Source organism: Pseudomonas sp. S2_C11 (assembly GCF_054668395.1).
Map to the genome: position 1 here is coordinate 4,378,993 of NZ_CP162765.1, position 15,939 is coordinate 4,394,931.

At 60.6% G+C, this 15,939-nt stretch carries 14 protein-coding genes; 7 read left to right on the top strand and 7 right to left on the bottom strand.

Going from position 1 to position 15,939, the window contains the following annotated elements; all coding sequences use genetic code 11:
* The first annotated feature begins 410 nt into the window (after positions 1-410).
* Both AB4N48_RS19845 and AB4N48_RS19850 read left to right on the top strand, forming a co-directional pair.
* On the top strand, positions 411-1,385 hold the full coding sequence (locus tag AB4N48_RS19845; protein ID WP_460094199.1) for a 2-hydroxyacid dehydrogenase: 975 nt from the start codon (positions 411-413) through the stop codon (positions 1,383-1,385).
* 140 nt (positions 1,386-1,525) lie between these two features.
* Positions 1,526-2,035: a DUF2165 domain-containing protein gene (locus tag AB4N48_RS19850; RefSeq protein WP_073473697.1), complete on the top strand. Its 510-nt coding sequence runs from the start codon at positions 1,526-1,528 to the stop codon at positions 2,033-2,035.
* A gap of 18 nt (positions 2,036-2,053) precedes the next feature.
* Here AB4N48_RS19850 and AB4N48_RS19855 read toward each other — a convergent pair whose 3' ends face one another.
* Positions 2,054-2,956 (bottom strand): DMT family transporter, encoded by a 903-nt coding sequence (locus tag AB4N48_RS19855; RefSeq protein WP_460094200.1) that lies wholly within the window; start codon positions 2,954-2,956, stop codon positions 2,054-2,056.
* A 140-nt stretch (positions 2,957-3,096) separates the two neighbouring features.
* Here AB4N48_RS19855 and AB4N48_RS19860 point away from each other — a divergent pair, with 140 nt between their 5' ends.
* Entirely contained in the window at positions 3,097-3,972 is an 876-nt protein-coding gene (locus AB4N48_RS19860; protein WP_460094201.1) for a helix-turn-helix domain-containing protein, read from the top strand.
* A 463-nt stretch (positions 3,973-4,435) separates the two neighbouring features.
* Here AB4N48_RS19860 and AB4N48_RS19865 read toward each other — a convergent pair whose 3' ends face one another.
* From AB4N48_RS19865 to AB4N48_RS19890, 6 genes are all read right to left on the bottom strand, one after another.
* Positions 4,436-6,865: a TonB-dependent siderophore receptor gene (locus AB4N48_RS19865; RefSeq protein ID WP_460094202.1), complete on the bottom strand. Its 2,430-nt coding sequence runs from the start codon at positions 6,863-6,865 to the stop codon at positions 4,436-4,438.
* A gap of 212 nt (positions 6,866-7,077) precedes the next feature.
* Positions 7,078-8,067: a FecR family protein gene (locus tag AB4N48_RS19870; RefSeq protein WP_460094203.1), complete on the bottom strand. Its 990-nt coding sequence runs from the start codon at positions 8,065-8,067 to the stop codon at positions 7,078-7,080.
* A complete protein-coding gene (locus AB4N48_RS19875) occupies positions 8,064-8,630 on the bottom strand; it encodes an RNA polymerase sigma factor (RefSeq protein WP_460094204.1) in 567 nt (188 codons plus the stop codon). The genes AB4N48_RS19870 and AB4N48_RS19875 overlap by 4 nt, the downstream gene beginning before the upstream one ends.
* A gap of 1 nt (position 8,631) precedes the next feature.
* Positions 8,632-8,958 carry a DUF3325 domain-containing protein gene (locus AB4N48_RS19880; RefSeq protein WP_460094205.1) on the bottom strand — a complete coding sequence of 109 codons (327 nt, stop codon included), beginning with the start codon at positions 8,956-8,958 and terminating at the stop codon, positions 8,632-8,634.
* Positions 8,958-10,541 (bottom strand): PepSY-associated TM helix domain-containing protein, encoded by a 1,584-nt coding sequence (locus AB4N48_RS19885; RefSeq protein ID WP_460094206.1) that lies wholly within the window; start codon positions 10,539-10,541, stop codon positions 8,958-8,960. The genes AB4N48_RS19880 and AB4N48_RS19885 overlap by 1 nt, the downstream gene beginning before the upstream one ends.
* The gene (locus AB4N48_RS19890) at positions 10,538-10,843 is read right to left on the bottom strand and encodes a DUF3649 domain-containing protein (RefSeq protein WP_041479671.1); all 306 of its coding nucleotides are present in this window, start codon (positions 10,841-10,843) and stop codon (positions 10,538-10,540) included. Before AB4N48_RS19890 ends, AB4N48_RS19885 begins: the two co-directional genes overlap by 4 nt.
* 146 nt (positions 10,844-10,989) lie before the next feature.
* Between AB4N48_RS19890 and AB4N48_RS19895 the strand changes: the two genes are divergently transcribed.
* From AB4N48_RS19895 to AB4N48_RS19910, 4 genes are all read left to right on the top strand, one after another.
* Positions 10,990-11,520, top strand: coding sequence for a sigma-70 family RNA polymerase sigma factor (locus AB4N48_RS19895; protein WP_305382244.1), 531 nt, complete (start codon positions 10,990-10,992; stop codon positions 11,518-11,520).
* A complete protein-coding gene (locus AB4N48_RS19900; protein ID WP_460094207.1) occupies positions 11,517-12,449 on the top strand; it encodes a DUF4880 domain-containing protein in 933 nt (310 codons plus the stop codon). The genes AB4N48_RS19895 and AB4N48_RS19900 overlap by 4 nt, the downstream gene beginning before the upstream one ends.
* 178 nt (positions 12,450-12,627) lie before the next feature.
* Complete coding sequence (gene fecA / locus AB4N48_RS19905; RefSeq protein WP_460094208.1) at positions 12,628-14,961, top strand: TonB-dependent Fe(3+) dicitrate receptor FecA; 2,334 nt, start codon at positions 12,628-12,630, stop codon at positions 14,959-14,961.
* A gap of 69 nt (positions 14,962-15,030) precedes the next feature.
* The gene (locus AB4N48_RS19910; protein WP_460094209.1) at positions 15,031-15,939 is read left to right on the top strand and encodes a hypothetical protein; all 909 of its coding nucleotides are present in this window, start codon (positions 15,031-15,033) and stop codon (positions 15,937-15,939) included.

Here is a 15,939-nt window from a genome sequence, read left to right on the forward strand (position 1 = left end):
ACAATGAGCGCAAGCTCGAGTGCTTTTGATCTTGATCCACCGGCGACGTCGGAAGGCTGAGCGGAGGGATTGATCCGGGCGTGGGAGCGCAGCGACCGTACGACGCAGTCGTACACAGCGAGTGTAGGTGCAGCGAAGCAAACCGGAGCCGCTGCGCCCGGATCGATCCCGCAGCGAAGGAACCCGAGCCTGCGAGGGCCGAACGCAGGAGCTAGCGTTTTTTGCTTACTTTTTTAGGCGCTTGTAAAAAAGTAAGTCGCCGTCAGGCGAAACCGCCAGCCGCCGCACCGAAACCTTCGGATATTCACACCAGACAAACCCAAGGCATGGCCGGCCCAGAGGCCGCCAAGACAACCCGAGCGAGAAAATGTTAGCGTGCTTGCAATCAAGCCCCGACGAGCCCAAGCCCAATGAAAAAAACAGTCCTGGCCTTCAGCCGCATCACCCCGCCCATGATCGAACGCCTGCAAGAAGAATTCGACGTCATCGTCCCCAACCCCAAGACCGGTGATATCAACGCCCAGTTCAACGAAGCCCTGCCCCACGCCCACGGCCTCATCGGCGTCGGCCGCAAACTCGGCCGCGCACAACTGCAAAGCGCAACAAAACTCGAAGTGGTCTCGAGCGTCTCGGTCGGCTACGACAACTACGATCTCGACTACTTCAACGAACGCGGGATCATGCTCACCAACACCCCCGACGTGCTCACCGAAAGCACCGCCGACCTCGCCTTCGCCCTGATCATGAGCAGCGCCCGCCGCGTCGCCGAACTCGACGCCTGGACCAAGGCCGGGCAATGGCAGGCCAGCGTCGGCGCCCCGCTGTTTGGTAGTGATGTGCACGGCAAGACCCTCGGCATCGTCGGCATGGGCAACATCGGCGCCGCTGTCGCCCGGCGCGGACGCTTCGGCTTCAACATGCCGATCATCTACAGCGGCAACAGCCGCAAGACCGAACTGGAACAGGAGCTCGGCGCGCAGTTCCGCAGCTTGGATGAACTGCTGGCCGAAGCCGATTTTGTCTGCCTGGTAGTGCCGTTGAGCGACAAGACCCGCCACCTGATCAGCCATCGCGAACTGGCGCTGATGAAGCCGAGCGCTATTCTGGTCAACATCTCGCGCGGCCCGGTCGTCGACGAACCGGCACTGATCGAAGCCCTGCAAAACAACCGCATCCGCGGCGCCGGGCTGGACGTCTACGAAAAAGAACCGCTGGCCGAATCGCCGCTGTTCCAGTTGAAAAACGTCGTGACTCTGCCGCACATCGGCTCGGCCACCACCGAGACCCGCGAAGCCATGGCCAACCGCGCCCTGGCCAACCTGCGCAGCGCCCTGCTCGGCGAACGGCCGCAGGATCTGGTCAACCCGCAAGTCTGGCGCGGCTGAAAAAAAGGGCCGGCGCAATATTACGCCGGCCTTCACCTTACATAACTTGCAACCGAACAAAAACGCCAGACCAAGTAACAGCAATATAAGCTCTCGCAACTTATCAACTTATTGATTAATTGCCATGGAGAGCCAGCCTCGTGAACACCCTGACCACCGACAAGCTCATTCGTTACAGCAAAGTCATCTTGATGGCTTATATAAGTTTCTTTGGCCTGCTGGTGATGATCCATAACTTCACTGACTATGAGTCCAACTACACTTACGTTGCACATATCCTGAGCATGGACACCACCAACGCCAGCGAAAACATCATGTATCGGGCCATTGATTCGCCGATGATCCATCACCGGATCTACTGGTTCATCATCACCATGGAAGTCACCTATACCGTGCTTTGCCTGATCGGTACTTACCAGTTGTATCGCTACATCGATGCATCGCCAGCGGCATTCCATGAAGCCAAGAAATTTTCGATCATGGGCATATTGGTTGCCATCTTCATTTATTACGTGTGTCTGCAAACTGTAGGTGTCGAGTGGTTCGACATGGACACTTCGCAATCCTGGAATGCCAAGGACTGGGCGCGACATATTGTCGACTTCATCTTCCCGGTGATGATCTACATCACTTTAAAAGTTGAGCGCTGAGTATCAGCGCTCGCTTTATCAAGCCAACTTCCCGTGACCTGCAGACAACAGCACTTTCGGTTTACGAAACACCAGCACGTTGCCCAACATTACCAACACCAGCCCGACCAGCGCTGGCGCGGTCCATTGATAACCTTCGGCAAACGCCGACACGTTCAACGCCACCACCGGGAACAGCACCGTGCAGTAAGCCGCCCGCTCCGGGCCCATGCGCCCGACCAGCGTCAGGTACGCGGTGAAGCCGATCACCGAGCCGGGAATCACTAGATACAACAGCGCACCGACATATCGCGGCGACCAGTCCATGGTGAAGGGTATGCCGTTGAACAGACACCACACCGTCAGCATCGCCGCGCCGTAGGCCATGCCCCAGGCGTTGGTGGTCAGCGGTCTGAGGCCGGCCTTCTGTTGCAGGCTCGAAAGCATATTCCCCGCTGAAAAACACAAGGTGCCACACAACGCCAGACCCAGCCCCAGCAGGGTTTGCGGACTGGCCTGATGCCCGGCCAGTTCCGGCCAGAACAACAGCCCCAGACCGAACAGCCCCAGCGCACCGCCCATCAACACATTGCGGGCAATGCGCTGGCCGAAGAACACCCGCGCATTCAGCGCGTTCCACAACGTTGCCGTAGAAAACACCACCGCCACCAGACCACTGGGTATCCACTGGCTGGCCGTCAGAAAGCACATGAAGTTCACACAGAACAGACAGAGCCCTTGGGCCACGCAGATCAAATGGCCTCGGCGGTTCATCGGTTGCAGGCGCCGGCTGAGCAGCAACAACGCAAACAACACGAACGCGGCGAGGCCGAAGCGATAGACAATCGACACCGGGATTTCAACCACGCCCAATTGCCATTTCAAGGCAATCCAGGTGGTGCCCCAGATCAGCACGGTCAGCAGGTACAACGACAGGTTCATGGCCAACACTCCTTAAACAGGCCTTGAGTGTCAGCCTCGGCCATCATTCGGCGCTTGCACAATCTTGCGCTTTTGTCTGGCGGCAGGCTGGCAGGGCGGCGTCTACGGAGTAGGATGCAAGGCGTTGGAGAGAACAGAACATGGCTGCTATCGATACCCTGCAAGTCTTTCAAGCCCTCAACCGCTCGCCGAATGCACGCCTTGTGCACAGCGCCGAGCTCGGTGACGGCATGTCTGCGGCTTTGTGGACCAACCACCACGATGCCCAGGAATACGAAGCGCCAAGTCATCACACACTTTCGTGCTACGTCGCCGGCGGCACCGGCACATTCCGTCGTGGCCAGCCGGGCCGCAAGGGCGGGCCGGACAAGCTGTGCATCCTGCCGGCCGATCACGAATCGGGCTGGGTGATCAATGGCGACATCCGCTTGGCGCACCTGTATTTCAGCGCCGAACAATTCGCCCTCGGTTGCGTCACGTTGCTCGATCGCGAACCGCGCGAGATGCAATTACGCGAGCAGACCTTTCTCGAAGATCCGCAGCAGGCGCAGCGCTTTCGGCAGTTGCTGAACCTGAACTGGCAAGAGCCGGCCGAGCGCTTGCTGACCAGCAGCCTCGCCCATGAATTGATCAGCCACACCTTGCTCAGCCAGGTCGGTGCGCGACAGGGCTTGCGCTTGAAGGGCGGGCTGGCACCGCATCAGCGCCGACAACTGGTGGAGTTCATCGACAACCAGTTGGCCGAGCCGATCAGCCTCGGGCAACTGGCCGGGCTGTGTGCACTGTCGGAATATCACTTTGCGCGGATGTTTCGCCTGAGCTTCGGCCTGCCGCCGCATCAATATGTGCTGGCGCGGCGCTTGAGCCGGGCGCGGGAATTGTTACGCGGGACGACGTTGCCCTTGGGCGAGATTGCGCTGGCGTGCGGGTTTGCCAGTGCGAGTCATTTTACTAATCGGTTCAAGCAGGTTTTGGGTGGGACGCCGGGCGAGTATCGGCAGGCGTTTTTGCGTTGAGCCCTTTTCCCCTCACCCCAGCCCTCTCCCAGAGGGAGAGGGGGCCGATCGAGTTGTCTTGCACTGTACGTCGACCTGAAACACCGAATCGATTATGGATTCAAAGCAACACATTCAAGTCGGTGTACCTCTGGAATATCCCACGGTCAGCGCCCTCTCCCAGAGGGAGAGGGGGCCGACCGAGTTGTCTTGCACTGTACGTCGACCTGAAACACCGAATCGATTATGGATTCAAAGCAACACGTTCAAGTCGGTGTACCTCTGGAATATCCCACGGTCAGCGCCCTCTCCCAGAGGGAGAGGGGGCCGACCGAGTTGTCTTGCACTGTACGTCGACCTGAAACACCGAATCGATTATGGATTCAAAGCAACACGTTCAAGTCGGTGTACCTCTGGAATATCCCACGGTCAGTCCCCTCTCCCCTCCGGGAGAGGGCTAGGGTGAGGGGCTTTTGATCTTGCCTCAAAACTCCAGCGTGCTGGAAAGCGAAACCTGCCGCGAATCCCCCATCGACACAAAGAAGCGGCTCGCCGAAGAAGTGTAATAAGTGCGATCAAACAGGTTCTTCACGTTCAACTGAAACTTGACCTTCTGCCCCTCAACCGTGGTGTCGTAAGTGGCAAACGCATCCGCCACGGTATAGCTCGGCAGGTCAAAATCATTCACCGCGTTGCCGGCACGCTCGCCGACGTACCGCGCGCCCGCCCCGACACGCAACTGATCGCCGCCAAACACATTGCCGAAGTCATACACCGCCGACAGCGAGCCGGAATTCTTCGCTACGTTTTGCAGGCGTTTGCCTTTGTATTCCGGGTCTTCGGTGACTTCGGCATCGGTGTAGGCATAGCTGCCGATCAGGTTCCAGCGCTCGCTGAGTTGCCCGCTCAGGTCGACTTCCAGCCCACGGGAACGCACCTCACCAGCGGCGCTGTAGATCGTCGTCGGGCCTTCGGAATTGGCCACCAGCACGTTGCGTTTCTTGATGTCGAACAACGCGATATTGCCGGTGATGCTGCCCGGCATATCCAGCCGCGCACCCAGCTCCCACGACTTGGCTTCTTCCGGCGCAATGCTGCCGTCGAGCACGGTGCTGCTGCCGCTCAGCGGGGCGATGGTCGAGTTGGGTTTGAAGGATTCGGTGTAGCTGCCGTAGAACGACAGCGCGTCGGTGTAGCGATACACAAGACCGGCGCGCGGTACCCACTTCTGCCCATTGCTGTCGGTATTGGCCTTGAACGGCACGCCTTTGCCGGCGTACTGGTCGTACTCCTGAAAACGGCCGCCAGCGACCAGAATCCACTGCTCGTTGAGGTGAATCGAATCCTGCAGGAACAGCGAATCGCTACGCAGCTTATCGGTCTGCGCACTGTCGGGCGCACTCACCGTAGTGCCCATCACTTCGCGACCATACACCGGGTTGAGATAGCTGAAGGTGGTCAGGCTTTTCTGCCGGATCAGATCTTCGCGGTAGATCTTGCGGTACTCGTCATCGACGCCGAACACCAGATCATGCTGCATGCCCAGCACATTCACTTTGCCTTCGAGGCTGGCGGTGGTGAAACGATCGGTGCTGATCGCGTTTTGCGTGCCGTCCATGCTCCGCGTCAGTGTGCCTTTGTTGGTGTCGATCGCCGTCACGCGCACTTGGCTGGCGTCGTAGGTTTCGCGGTTCCAGCTGTAGCCGAAGTGGGCTTTCCAGCCGTCGTTGAGTTCGTGGTCGGCTTCGAAATGGTAGAGGTCCGAGCGCCCTTCCATGTCGTTGAACGGCTCGTCGAGACGCTGCTTGCGCGAGATATCCAGCGGATGGTTGGTGCGCGGATCGATCAGCGTGCCACGGTCGAAGGGGGTGAGAAACTCGCGGTGCTCGTAGGCGAACAACAGCTTGGTGCGCTCGCCGTACCAGGCCAGCGACGGTGCGATCAGCGTCTCGCGGTGGGTGCCGAAGTTGCGCCAGTAATCTTCGTCTTCGTGATCGACGACCATGCGATAGGCGAAGCCGGAATCGCCCAGCGCACCGGTGCTGTCGAAGGCGCCACCGCTACCGTTCTTGCCGTCACCGTAGGTCGAACCGCGCACGGTCACGGCATTGTACTGGGTCAGTTCCGGCTTCTTGCTGACCAGGTTGACCACGCCACCCGGATCCTGAATCCCGTAGAGCAACGAGGCCGGGCCTTTGAGCACTTCGACGCGATCCACGGTCGCGTTCATGCCACGGCCCTGCACCAGCGGCATACCGTCGCGCATGATCGAGCCATTGCGGTTGTCGCCGAAGCCGCGAGTCATCACCGAGTCCTGGGTACTGCCCAAGGTGTTGCCCTGGGTGATGCCGCTGACATTGGCCAGCGCGTCATCGAGATTGCGCGGCGCCTGATCGCGAATGACCTGCGCCGGGATGACATTGACCGTCTGTGGAATTTCTTGCAGCGACGCCGATGAGCGCATCACCGAACTGGTTTCCGGCGGCTGATAGCTCATCGATTCGTCGCGCGTGGACGTGATGGTGGTGGCGCCGAGATTAAGCGCCCCTTCGGTCGGCATCGGCTCCAGCGCCAGGGTATGACTGTCGGTGCGGCGAAAGCTCAGGCCGGAATTGCCGAGCAGACGTTGCAGTGCCTGTTCGGCGCTCATCTGGCCGTTGACTGCCGGAGCATTGAGGCCGTACGGCGCTTCATCGGTGTAGACCACGCTTTGCCCGGTCACGCGGCTGAAGTCGCTCAGGGCTTGCGGCAACGGTTTCGCGGCGAGGGCAAAATTGAATTGCTGTTGCGCCTGATTGCTCACCGCTTCTGCCGCCAGGGCGATACTCATCGGCAGCAATGCCGATGATGAAAAACTCAACGCCGACACGCTTAACCACTGTTTGACCGAACCGGATTTTGCCCTGGACTTCATTGCTCAATGACCTGTGTAGAACCGCAACGGATGCGAATGGCTCGCAGTTTCAGTCACTACACGGATGGGGCTCGGGGTTACCTCACCTTTAATTTGAAAATATTTCGCGGGGGATTTGTTGCCTGGGCTGACGCCTTCGCGAGCAGGCTCGCTCCCACCTTTGGAATGCGTTCCCTGTGGGAGCGAGCCTGCTCGCGAAGAGGCCGGCAGCCTCAGCGCAAAATAATCAACTGTCCCATCACCCGATGCTGCTCAAATCCCAGTACCCCTTGCAGCGAATTGAGCACCGCTTGCGGATCCTTGCTCGGGAAACTGCCGCTGACCTTGCGCGCCGCCAGCTCATCGTTGAGCAGCACAATCCGCCCCGGGTAATAGCGGCGCAGATCCTCGACGACATCGGCCAGCGTGGTCTTGTAGTAGGTCAGCCAACCCTGACGCCAGGCCAGTTGCGCTTCACTGTCCACGCCATGCAGTTTTTCCGCTGAGCCCTCGGCGTAGGCAACTTGCTGACCGGCCGTAAGAATCTGCTGTTGGCCATGCTCATCAGCCGTCACCGCGACACGCCCGGACAATACCGTCACTTGCGCGCCATGGAGTTGCCGGCGCACTTCGAACTGGGTGCCCAGCACCCGCGCTTCGCCCTGCTCCGCCGCCACCACAAAAGGGTCGCCAGTGTGAGTGACGCTGAAGAAAGCAGCACCTCTGATCAATTTCACGCGGCGCTGACCGTGACTGAAATCCACAGCAATCGCACTGTCGGCATCCAGTGTCACTTGCGACTGATCGGCCAGAGTCACCGTGCGGATTTCCCCAGGTGCCGAGACATGATCAGCGCGCAGATCGTCGAGCCAGCGCTGCGCCTGCCACCCGGTGCCGAGGCTGACCATCAGCAGCAGACACGCGGCCAGCGCCAGCGCTCCAGACCAACGCAACATCGGCGAACGACGCGGGGCGTCCATCGCCCGCAGATAACCTTGCAGCGAAAGCGTATCTTCCTCGGCCAGCGTGCGCGCGGGGCTTTCGCTGAGTTCCCAGATCACCTGCGCCTGCGCGTACGCTTCGGCATGGGCCGGATCGGCGCGCAGCCATTGGCTGAAGGTGAGTTGATCGCCAGTGCTCGGGCGGTCGTGCAACAGGCTCAGCCAGGCCAGCGCGGCTTGCTCCTGGGCCGGCGTCGGTGTGATCGGATCGGATGGCTTCACGGTGCTTTCCCTGGCAGGCGTGGCGCGGGGTCGCGCAGGCTGGCCTTGCAGGCCTCGAGGGCGCGCATCATATGTTTTTCCACGGCACTTTGGGACAGGCCCATGGCCTTGGCGATGTCGGCGTACTTGCGCCCATGAATGCGATTGAGCAGAAAAATCTGCCGGGTGCGTTCGGGCAAGGCGCGCAATGCGGCTTCGACATGGCGCAGATCGTTGCCGGCTTCGAGGGCGGCCTGGGGTTCGCTGCCGTGGCTGTCGGGTTCGTCCGGCTGCCAGCCTTCGTTGACCCGCGTGCGCGTGCCTTCACTGCGCAAATGATCGATGGCGATGTTGCCGGCGCAGCGCAGCAGATAGGTGCTGAGCTCTTCGACCTGGACCAGCGGCCGACGCCAGAAGCGCAAAAACAGATCCTGGACCAGATCCGCCGCCGTCGCCCGACAACCGACGCGGCGGTTCACCAGTGCTTCCATTTGCGCACGCTGGGACAGAAACACCTGAAGAAAATGCGCACGAGCGCCACGCGTTTCATCGTCACGCGATTCCGGCGGCAGACCGATCAGCACTTCAGCACTGCGCCCAGGCGGCGACCGGGCTCGCCAGCAGGCTCAACCCGGCCAGTGCCATGGCCAGACGCGGGCGATACGGCAGCAACAGCACCAATGCCAAAGCGCTGAGCATCAGCACCGCGAACCAGTCGACCAGACCGAAACTCCAGCCACCGGCCGCCACCGCCGCCCACAGCGAAAGCGCCAGCAACAGCCATCCCGCCAACGCCAGACCCTGACGGCGGCGCATCGACGGTTTGGCGCCGAGCAACTCGGCGTGATGACGTGGCATCGACAGGCACAACGCGGTGAAGCCGGCATAGGTGAGCAACAGGGCCAGCAGCATCAGTTGGCACCCTGTTCGACAGTGATCGACCGAGGCGAAGAACTTGCTTTGCGAACGCTGACGCGGTCGCCCGTACGCTGCATCTTGCGCGCAGCCCAGCCGAGGAAAAGCCCCGTCGCCAGACAAGTCAGATCAAATCCGGCCAGTGCCCAGTCGCGCTGCATCAGGGTCGCGCCAAGATTCCACGGTGTGGTCAGCGCATTGATCAGCGGCACCGCGATAAACAGCGCAGCGCCGAGCGTCAGCTGTTCGATCCAGGCCTTGCGTCCCGAACGCAACACCGCGTGCACCACGCTCAGGCCCCAGGCTATGAAGAACGCATTCACTTCCCAATCGGCCCGCCCCGCCAGACTCACCGGCAACAGTCGATTGGCCAAAAAGAACACCGCCACCGCCGACACCAGGCCGGCCATGCTGGCGATATTCAGCACCTCGACCAGGCGCAATTCGAACGGCAGCGCCGCGCTTTTCACGTGCTTGAGCTGCCGCTTGCCGAGCCAGATCACCAGCCCGGTGCCAATCATCGCCGTGCCGGCCAGCCCGCAAATGAAATACAGCCAGCGCAACAGCGGCCCGGCGAAATGGCCCATGTGCAAACCGTAGAACGCGCCACCCACCGCCATCGCCATGGGTTGATCGGGGGTACTGCTCAGAAGCTGCCCGGTGACGCCATTGAAGGTCACCGCCCGACCGAAATCATGCACCACCCGATCGCCCGCGCGGGACAGCACCACCGTGGCGCTGGCATCGCCCGGGTTGCTCACCGACAGGCGCGCGGTATGGCCGCCCGACCACTGCTCGCTGGCCTTGGCCAGTAGCGGCGCCATGGCGGTCAGCGGCGCGGCGATATCGGCGCGCTCGGGTGTCTTCGAGGCGGGAAAGACTTCGTCGTAGAACTTGCGCACGTCGCTGCCGTAAGAGGCGACGATGCTGGCCGGCATGACCATCGACATGAAAATCACCAGGCTGCTGTAAGTGATCATCAAGTGAAACGGCAGCACCAGCACGCCCACGGCGTTATGCCCGTCGAGCCAGGAACGCTGGCCCTTGCGCGGGCGGAAGGTGAAGAAGTCCTTGAAGATTTTCTTGTGGGTGATGATGCCGCTGATCAGTGCAACGAACATCACCATCGCGGCGAGGGTCGCCAGCCAGCGCCCCCACGGGTAAGGCATCTGCAACTGGAAGTGGAAACGGTAAAAGAACTCGCCGCCCATGCTTTCGCGGCCCTGCACCTCGGCCCCGGTCTGAGCGTCGAGAGTTCGGGATTCGAAGCGGCCGCGCTCGCCGGGTTTGCCCGGCGCCTGCTGCCAGCGCACCGTCAGACCGGGGTCGCGGGCATCAGGCAAGTCGATCAGCCAGCGCGAGGCACCGGCGGCGTGTTGCTGCAGATAATCTTGCGCCAGCGCCAGGCTCGCTTCGCTGTCGAGCGAATGCGCAGCAATTTCCGGCTGCATCCAGTGGCTGATTTCGTCTTTGAAGTAAGCAAGCGTGCCGGTGAGAAAAATCGCGAACAGCAGCCAGCCGAACACCAGCCCGGCCCAGGTGTGCAGCCAGGCCATCGCCTGGCGGAAACCCTCTTTCATGCCAGCCCCAGTCCGCGCGCGGCACCGGAAACGGTGGCAAGAATCACGCTCGGCACCAGCAGGCCGACCCACGCCGACCACGCGCTGCGGCAGGCAAAGCACCAGAGCACCGCGACCAGATAGACCAGAAAGGACACGGTCATGCCGGTGACCACGGCTTCGGCGCGGTTCAGCGGCAGCCACAACGTCAGGGTGACGCTGGCCAGCGCCGCGACCAGATAGCCGCCGAAAATCGCCGCCAATACCCGCGAAGTGACGGCCAGACGATAGGACATGGGAAGGGTGGCGAGTTTGCCTTTCATGTTTCGACCCTGAAACGAAAAACGTTCGGCCGACAAGCCGAATCTACAGGCGAGCAATATTAATGATAAATATTCTCATACGCAAAAGCATCTGATTGCCGGACACTGTCGCCAGCCTCTACAATGCGAACCATTCTTGTTCTCTAATGCACGTTCTCTACGCAAGTTTTGCGTCCGGAGTCATTTCGTTGCCGCCCGCCCATCCCGTCGAATCGCTCTACAACGCCCACCACAGTTGGCTCACCGGCTGGCTGCGGCGCAAGCTCGGCTGCCCGGACAGTGCGGCGGATCTGGCCCAGGACACGTTCATCAAAGTGCTGACCGCCCGCGAACCACCGGTGATCATCGAACCGCGCGCCTTTCTCACTACGCTGGCCAAGCGCGTACTGTTCAACCATTACCGGCGCCAGGATGTGGAACGCGCCTACATCGAGACACTGGCGCAGATGCCTGAAATGGTCGCGCCTTCGGAAGAGCACAAAGCGATCATCCTGCAGACGTTGATCGAACTCGATGAGTTGCTCGACGGTTTGCCGCGCCAGGTCAAACGCGCCTTTCTGCTCGCGCAGGTCGATGGTCTGACTTATCCACAGATCGCCGCAGAACTGGGCATCTCGGTGGCCACGGTCAAACGCCATTTGAACAAAGCGGCCATGCGCTGCTATTTCGCCCTGTGAATCGCACGCCGGATTTCTCCGCGCAAGTCGCCGAACAGGCGGTGCACTGGTTGCTGGAAATGCAGCAGGGCACGCTGACCCCGCGCCAACAGCAGGCCTGGCAACAATGGCTGGATGCACACAGCGAACACCGCCGAGCGTGGGAACACATGCAACGGGTCAACCAACGCTTGCGCGGCGTGTCGTCGCCGTTGGCCCACGCCGCGTTGAACGGACCGAAGTCCGGCAGCCGCCGTCAGGCGCTGAAAATGTTGCTGATTCTAGGAGCGGGCTCAGCGGCAACCTGGGGCATGCGCGAGCACACGCCGCTGCCTTCGCTGCTTGCCGACTACCGCACACCGATCGGCCAGCGGCGCAAGATTGGCTTGGGCGGTGCCGATTCGTTGCAGCTCAATACCGCCAGCTCGGTTGATGTTGATGGTGCGCAGCGGTTGATTCGTCTGCTCGAGGGCGAAATGCTGTTGAGCGCTGCGAATCCGTTCGAGATACGTACGGCACACGGCGTGCTGAAAAGCCAAGGTGCGCGCCTCAATGTGCGGCAGTTTGTTGATCACACGCATATCGCGCTGTTTGAAGGACGAGTCGAACTCATCGCCAGCCAGCGCGCGCCCCTGCTGCTGCCGATCGCGCGGCAGTTGAGTTTTACTGCCAGCTCGGTCAGCGAGGCTAAACCGCTGGACGCCAACAGCGGTGCATGGACCGACGGCATGCTGGTCGCCGCCCATATGCGCCTCGGCGATTTCCTCGAAGAGCTTGGCCGCTACCGGCGCGGGCAGCTGCGGTGCGACAGTCAGGTTGCCGATCTGCTGATTTCCGGGACGTATCCACTGGATGACAGCGAGCAGATTCTCGACCTGCTGCAGATCAGTCTACCGGTCAGAGTGAAGCGCTTTACCCGTTATTGGGTGAGCGTCGAAGCGCGGGTTTAGAAAGCAAGATCAAAAGATCGCAGCCTTCGGCGGCTCCTACATTTGGAATGCATTTTTTCTGTAGGAGCTGCCGAAGGCTGCGATCTTTTGATTCTGAAAAAATAAATGAGCCGTTTTTCAGATCTGGCGTGACAGAGAAGGAAAGCCCCCTTGATTCCACCTTCTCAGGATCATCCACATGCAGCCCACCCGCCTTACGCCACTGGCCCGCAGCCTGCGCAATCTTCTGCTCGGCGCCAGCCTGAGTTTCACCGCCCTGCCCGCCGCGATGGGTGCCGAAGCCAAGGTTTATCACATCGCCCCGGCATCGCTGGAAACCGCGCTCAACCAGTTTGGCCGTGAAGCAGGCGTACTGATTTCCTTCGGTTCGCAAGTCACCAGCGGCGTACAAAGCCGGGGTCTGGAAGGCAATTACACCGCGCAACAAGGCCTCGATGCCTTGCTCGAAGGCACCGGCCTGCAAGCCCGCGCCGAGGGTGACAACGCCTTCAGCCTGCAACCGCTGGCTGACGCGGCGCTGGAGCTGGGCACCTCGACCGTAGTTGGCGACTGGCTCGGCGATGCGGCGCAGATCAATGTCTTCGAACACCCCGGCGCGCGCGATGTGATCCGCCGCGAAGAATTCGAACGCCAGGGCGCGACCCAGGCCCGCGATGTGCTCAACCGCATCCCCGGTGTGAACGCGCCGGAGAACAACGGCACGGGCAGCCATGACATGGCGCTGAATTTCGGCATTCGCGGTTTGAATCCGCGCCTGGCCGCACGCTCGACAGTATTGATGGATGGCATCCCGGTGCCGTTCGCGCCGTACGGTCAGCCGCAGTTGTCGTTCGCGCCGATCAGCATGGGCAACATGGATGCCGTGGACGTGGTGCGTGGCGGCGGCGCGGTGCGTTACGGCCCGCAGAACGTCGGCGGCGTGGTCAACTTCGTGACCCGGGCGATTCCCGACGAGCCAACGGTCAAGGGAGGTTTCCAGACTGAAACCAGCCCATCGTCGAGCCACGACGGTTTCAAGACCAGCGCCAATCTGCTGGCCGGCGGCACCAATGCCAACGGCCTCGGTGGTGCGCTGTTGTACTCCGGCACTCGTGGTGGTGACTGGCGTGAACACAGCGATACCGAGATCGACGACCTGATCCTCAAGGGCAAGTACCAGCTCGACGACGCCAACAGCTTCAACGCCATGGCCCAGTATTACGAGGGCAAGGCCGACATGCCCGGCGGTCTCAATGTCGCCGATTACGATGCCGATCCGTTCCAGTCGACGCGACCGAAAGATCAGTTCTGGGGGCGCCGGACGATGTTCAACTTCGGCTATCGCTATCAGCAAGATCGCCGCGAGTTCACCGCCAACACCTTCTTCACCAAAACCCTGCGCAGCGGTTATCTGGATCAGGGCACGTTTCTTTCGCTGTCGCCTCGCGAGTATTGGGTGCGTGGTCTGGAAACCCGTTTCGCCCAAGGCTTCGACTTGGGTCCGAGCAGCCACGAAGTCGGAGTCGGTTACCGCTACATCAATGAGGCCGGCCACGAACTGCGCTATCGCACGCCGATCAGCGCCAACGAATACCCGACCGCCAGCAGCCGCAACGACCGTGACACTCGCGGTGGTACCGAGGCCAACGCATTCTTCGTCGATGACCGCATCGACATCGGCAAATGGACCATCACCCCGGGCGTGCGCTACGAGATGATCGAGTCGCAGCAGACCAACAACCTGACCAACGTCAAATACAAGGGCGACTACAACACCGCGCTGCCGGCGCTGAACGTGCTCTATCACCTCACCGACAGCTGGAATCTGTACGCCAACACCGAAGGCTCGTTCGGCAGCGTGCAATACAGCCAGATGCCCAATCGCGTGAGCAGCGGCGAGGTGAAACCGGAAAAGGCCCGCACCTGGGAACTCGGCACGCGCTATGACAACGGTGCCCTGCGCGCTGAAATCGGTACGTTCCTGATCAACTTCGACAACCAGTACGAAAGCAACCAGACCAACGACTCGGTGATCGCTCGCGGCGAAACCCGCCATCAGGGCATCGAGACCAGCGTCAATTACGCGCTCGATGACTTGAGTCCGGCGCTGGCCGGTTTCGATGTCTACGCCAGTTATGCCTATGTCGATGCGACCATTCGCGAAGACGGGCCAAACAAAGGCAATCGCGTGCCTTTTTCCTCCAAGCACAAAGGCACGATTGGCGTCGGTTATACCGAAGGGCCATGGAAGCTGAATCTGGACAGCAGCTTCCAGAGCGACCAGTTCGCCGACAACGCCAACATCTCGAAGGAAAGTGCCGATGGCAGCACCGGCAAGATCCCCGGTTACATGCTGTTCAGCAGCCGCGCCGGGTATGACTTCGGACCGCAACTGTCGGATTTGAATGTGGCGGTGGGGGTGAAGAACATCTTCAACACGCAGTACTTCACACGCTCGTTCGATGACAACAACAAGGGCAAGTACGTGGGAGAGCCGCGGACGGTTTATGTGCAGACGTCGGTGGCGTTCTGACCCCACCCCATCGAAGATCAAAAGCCCCTCACCCTAACCCTCTCCCAAAGGGAGAGGGAACTGACCGAGGTGTATTTACGATTTACGCTCGCCTGCAATATCGAGCCGAACGCTGGACTTGAAAACAACCGGGATCGGCCCCCTCTCCCAGAGGGTGAGGGACTGACCGAGGTGTATTTACGCTTTACGCTCGCCTGCAATATCGAGCCGAACGCTGGACTTGAAAACAACCGGGATCGGCCCCCTCTCCCAGAGGGTGAGGGACTGACCGAGGTGTATTTACGCTTTACGCTCGCCTGCAATATCGAGCCGAACGCTGGACTTGAAAACAACCGGGATCGGCCCCTTCTCCCAGAGGGTGAGGGACTGACCGAGGTGTATTTACGATTTACGCTCGCCTGCAATATCGAGCCGAACGCTGGACTTGAAAACAACCGGGATCGGCTCCCTCTCCCAGAGGGTGAGGGACTGACCGAGGTGTATTTACGCTTTACGCTCGCCTGCAATATCGAGCCGAACGCTGGACTTGAAAACAACCGGGATCGGCTCCCTCTCCCAGAGGGTGAGGGACTGACCGAGGTGTATTTACGCTTTACGCTCGCCTGCAATATCGAGCCGAACGCTGGACTTGAAAACAACCGGGATCGGCCCCCTCTCCCAGAGGGTGAGGGACTGACCGAGGTGTATTTACGAATTGCGCTCGCCTGCAGTATCGAGCCGAACGCTGGACCTGAAAACAACCGGGATCGGCTCCCTCTCCCAGAGGGTGAGGGACTGACCGAGGTGTATTTACGATTTACGCTCGCCTGCAATATCGAGCCGAACGCTGGACTTGAAAACAACCGGGATCGGCTCCCTCTCCCTCGGGAGAGGGCTGGGGTGAGGGGCTACGGTCTTAAACCCTGCGAGCAATCACCAACACCACAAACAAAAAACGGGCCTGCATCAGCAGGCCCGTTCTCCTTTGGTTACTTGTGA

Bases quoted from the DNA above. Each gene is read 5' to 3' on its own strand.
- AB4N48_RS19890 (WP_041479671.1), bottom strand. From the start codon at position 10,843: ATGAAAGGCAAACTCGCCACCCTTCCCATGTCCTATCGTCTGGCCGTC.
- AB4N48_RS19855 (WP_460094200.1), bottom strand. From the start codon at position 2,956: ATGAACCTGTCGTTGTACCTGCTGACCGTGCTGATCTGGGGCACCACC.
- fecA (WP_460094208.1), top strand. From the start codon at position 12,628: ATGCAGCCCACCCGCCTTACGCCACTGGCCCGCAGCCTGCGCAATCTT.
- AB4N48_RS19845 (WP_460094199.1), top strand. From the start codon at position 411: ATGAAAAAAACAGTCCTGGCCTTCAGCCGCATCACCCCGCCCATGATC.
- AB4N48_RS19860 (WP_460094201.1), top strand. From the start codon at position 3,097: ATGGCTGCTATCGATACCCTGCAAGTCTTTCAAGCCCTCAACCGCTCG.
- AB4N48_RS19880 (WP_460094205.1), bottom strand. From the start codon at position 8,958: ATGCTGCTGGCCCTGTTGCTCACCTATGCCGGCTTCACCGCGTTGTGC.
- AB4N48_RS19865 (WP_460094202.1), bottom strand. From the start codon at position 6,865: ATGAAGTCCAGGGCAAAATCCGGTTCGGTCAAACAGTGGTTAAGCGTG.
- AB4N48_RS19895 (WP_305382244.1), top strand. From the start codon at position 10,990: ATGCACGTTCTCTACGCAAGTTTTGCGTCCGGAGTCATTTCGTTGCCG.
- AB4N48_RS19885 (WP_460094206.1), bottom strand. From the start codon at position 10,541: ATGAAAGAGGGTTTCCGCCAGGCGATGGCCTGGCTGCACACCTGGGCC.